This window comes from Streptomyces sp. 13-12-16, assembly GCF_002114215.1.
Classification (GTDB): Bacteria; Actinomycetota; Actinomycetes; order Streptomycetales; family Streptomycetaceae; genus Streptomyces.
Window position 1 is genome coordinate 1 of the sequence record NZ_NCTE01000895.1, and the last position, 3,373, is coordinate 3,373.

Sequence of the window (3,373 nt, forward strand, 5' to 3'; positions counted from 1 at the left end):
CGCGCGACCCGGGCGACGAGCCGCGCGGCCCAGCGGGTGCGCCCGCGGTGGAGCCGGTGCGCGACGCGGTGGGCCCACAGGGCGGACAGGCCGGTGTGGCCCAGCGCCTCCCAGCGGCCGCCGAGGGACGGGTCCCGTTCGACGACGACGCCGAGGTCCTCGCGCAGGGTGGTCAGCAGTCCTCGTCGTACGGACATGGTGGTCAACTCCTCCTGGTCGTTCAGGCCGCCCGCAGCCCCTCCTGGGCCGCCGGGGCGACGTCGATGCGGATCTCCTCGCGGACCAGGTGCTCGCACAGCCGGACCGCGCTGTCGGGGTCGGCGGCCGTCACCGCGACGCTGCCGAGCCGGTCCCAGTTGTCGCGCAGCTCCCGTACGGTGTCGCCGGGCCGGACCGAGACCTGGGCGAGCAGCACCTCGGGCCGGGCGGCGACCTCCTCGACGCCGTGGACGGCGGTGACGGTGCCGGGTTCGCGCAGCACGAAACGGGTGACGGCGGCCGCGGTGGGCTCGGGGGGTGCGGCCAGCGGCTCGGTCAGGCCCAGCGGCCAGGCGGCCCCGTAGGCGATCAGGTCGATGCCGTAGGCGGCGCGGACCAGCTCCGGGATGTGGCCGCCGCCGAGCCGGTTGTGGGACTCGATGACCATCGGGCCGCGGGCGGAGAGCCGGATCTCGGTGTGGCTCGGCCCGTCGGTGACGTCCATCGCGGTGAGGAAGTCCTGGACCGCGGTGGTGAGCCGGCTCCGGTCGGTGTCGGAGAGCCGGGCGGGCACGACGTGGCCGAGTTCGGCGAAGTGTGCGTCGTCGGTGAGCTTCTCGGTGACGGCGACGACGACGTGGCGGCCGGCGAAGCTGAGCGACTCGACGCTGAACTCGGGGCCGTCGATGTAGGACTCCATGAGGAAGCCGTCGACGGTGAACATGGTGGAGCCGCGGTCGGTGCGCCCGCCCTGCATCCGCTCGATCCGCGCCCACACGGAGTCGAGGTCCCGCGGGCCGTCCACGCGCAGCAGACCGAACCCGGCGGTCGTGGAGACGGGCTTGACGATGAAGGGGTACCCGGCCCGCTCGCCGAAGGCGGCCAGGGAGGCGCGGCCGTCGACCAGCCCGTGCTCGGGTACGGGCAGGCCCTGCTCGGCGAGGTGGCGGCGCATCAGGTACTTGTCGCGCATCCGGCGGCTGGCCTCGTAGCGCCTGCCGTCGCTCAGCCCGAACAGGTCGGCCAGCCGGCCGGCGGTGTTGAGGCCGGGTTCGGTGAGGGAGACCACCGCGTCGGCGCCGTAGACGTCGCGGGCGGCCTCGGCGAAGGGCCGTACGGTCTCCCAGTCGGTGTAGTCCAGCATCAGCAGCGCGTGGGCGGTGCGGCTCTGGTACGGGGTGATCTTGTCGGGGTGCTGGATCAGGACGGTCTTCGCCCCGAGCGCGTGGAAGCGCTCCAGGTGGGCGTCGACGCCGCCGATCAGCAGCACGGTCGGGGCGGGGTTCAACGCGGGGTTCCCTTCGGGGCGGTGGCTTCGCGCACGTCGGCGACGAGCAGGGAACGCACGCGGGCGATGCGCTCCTCGGCCTCGGCCGGCGACTGGGCGTCGACGACGACGTAGCCGTGGCGGGTGGCGGAGTCGGTGGTGGGCGGGAGTACGTCGCCGGGGGCGTGGGGGAAGTGCAGGGTGTGCACGTAGGGCAGGGCCCGTACGGCGTCGAGGCCGCGGACCTCCGCCAGGCGGCCCGGCGGCAGCAGGAAGAAGCCGACGGAGGCGATGTGCAGGGCGGTGGGCGGCTCGATGTGGGCCCCCGCGAGGGTGCGGAAGATCTCCGCCTCGATGTCGTACCCGGTGGCGGTCTCGATGAGCTGGGGGATGCGGTCGCCGCCCAGCCGCGTCTGGGACTCCACGACGCGCGGGCCGTGCTCGGTGAGGATCACCTCCGTGTGGGCGGGCCCGAAGACCAGGCCGGCGGCGTCGAGCAGCCGGGTCACCAGGGTGCGGACGGCGGCGTCGTCGTCGGGGGCGAGGGGGGCCGGGTGGATGTGGGAGGTCTCGACGAACAGGGGTGCGCCGGTGGTGTGCTTGGCGGTGATGCCGATGACGTGGTGCGTGCCGCCGGCGGAGAGGGTCTCGACGCTGAACTCCGGTCCTTGCAGGTACTCCTCCACCAGGTACGGTCCGGCGTGGCCCGCGGCGGTGACGCGGCCGGTCCACTCCTCGAGGTCGGCGGCGTCCCGGATCAGGGCGATGCCGCGGCTTCCGGACAGCCGGGTGGGTTTGACCACGACGGGCAGCGGCAGCCGCGACACGGCGGCGGCGACCGCCTCCGTGGTGAGGACGAGTTCGCTGCGCACGGGCGAGATCCCGTGCTCGCCGAGCAGGGCGCGCAGCGCCCCCTTGTCGTTGAGGCGGTGCACGGCGGCGGCGGGGTTGGGCGAGATCCCGAGCGCCTCCGCCTCGGCGACGACCGGGCCCATGCTGCTCTCCGCTCCCAGGTGCAGCACGGTGCCGATGTCGTGGGCCCGGACGGTGGAGGCGATCAGGGCGCGCAGCGCCGCCTCGTCGGAGAAGTCGGTCAACAGCAGTTCGCGGGCGTGCTCGGCGACCGAGTCCAGGTAGGCCCGCTCGCGCAGGGCCGGATCCCAGATCGCCCACACCTCGAACCCTGCCTGGGCGGCCTTGCGGACGAACTGGCTGTAGGGCATCACCATCAGCAACCGCTTGTTCGGCACGCCGTGTGTCATGCGGGGCTCCGTTCTCGTAGGACGTCTCGCGACGGCCCACTCATCGTTTTCCGCGCCGGGGAAAGCGGCATCTTCGCCCGTGCGACGCCTCTGAAGTGTGGCTGTGACCTGCGTGTTCATCCGACTTCGCCAAGTCGAACGGCGCCGGGGCGGCCTTGCCGGGACATGACGGCGCCCGGCTCCCCGCGAGGGGGAGCCGGGCGCTGCGGCGGAGCCGGGCCGGGGGCGCTCAGCCCATCAACTGCCGTTCCAGGGCGTGCTCCAGGGGGGTCAGGGGGCGTTCGGGGCACAGCCGCTCGGGGTGCGAAGGCGCCGGTCCGGCCAGCGGTGGCCGCCGCTCGGCGAGCGGAACGGGGCCGATGAACAGCCAGCCGAAGGCGGACAGGGCTTCGTAGACGGGGTACAGGAAGAAGACGGGACGGGACACGGGCGGGCCCTCCTTCGGTTCGGTGTCGGGTCCCCGTGACCGTCACATCCGGTCGGGCCGGCGGGCATCCTCGGCCGTGCGGTGCTCACCGGCCGCCTCCAGCGCGGCCCGCCCCCGCTCGCCCAGCTCCAGCAGCAGGGCGAGTTCGACGGGCACGGTGTCCTCGCCGCGGTGCAGCATCCGGGCGGCGGCGGCCAGCGCGCCGGCCGCCTGGTCGAG

3 protein-coding genes and 1 pseudogene are annotated in these 3,373 nt (G+C 74.0%); all 4 read right to left on the minus strand.

Going from position 1 to position 3,373, the window contains the following annotated elements; all coding sequences use genetic code 11:
- Positions 1-197, minus strand: a pseudogene (locus B7767_RS31445) (serine acetyltransferase); the annotation flags it as partial.
- 23 nt (positions 198-220) lie between these two features.
- Entirely contained in the window at positions 221-1,486 is a 1,266-nt protein-coding gene (locus B7767_RS31450) for an ATP-grasp domain-containing protein (protein WP_085575098.1), read from the minus strand.
- Positions 1,483-2,727: an ATP-grasp domain-containing protein gene (locus B7767_RS31455; protein ID WP_085575099.1), complete on the minus strand. Its 1,245-nt coding sequence runs from the start codon at positions 2,725-2,727 to the stop codon at positions 1,483-1,485. The genes B7767_RS31450 and B7767_RS31455 overlap by 4 nt, the downstream gene beginning before the upstream one ends.
- Positions 2,728-2,956: 229 nt before the next feature.
- Positions 2,957-3,154, minus strand: coding sequence for a DUF6059 family protein (locus tag B7767_RS31460; protein ID WP_085575100.1), 198 nt, complete (start codon positions 3,152-3,154; stop codon positions 2,957-2,959).
- Between the last annotated feature and the right edge of the window lie 219 nt (positions 3,155-3,373).

Bases quoted from the DNA above. Each gene is read 5' to 3' on its own strand.
- B7767_RS31455 (WP_085575099.1), bottom strand. From the start codon at position 2,727: ATGACACACGGCGTGCCGAACAAGCGGTTGCTGATGGTGATGCCCTAC.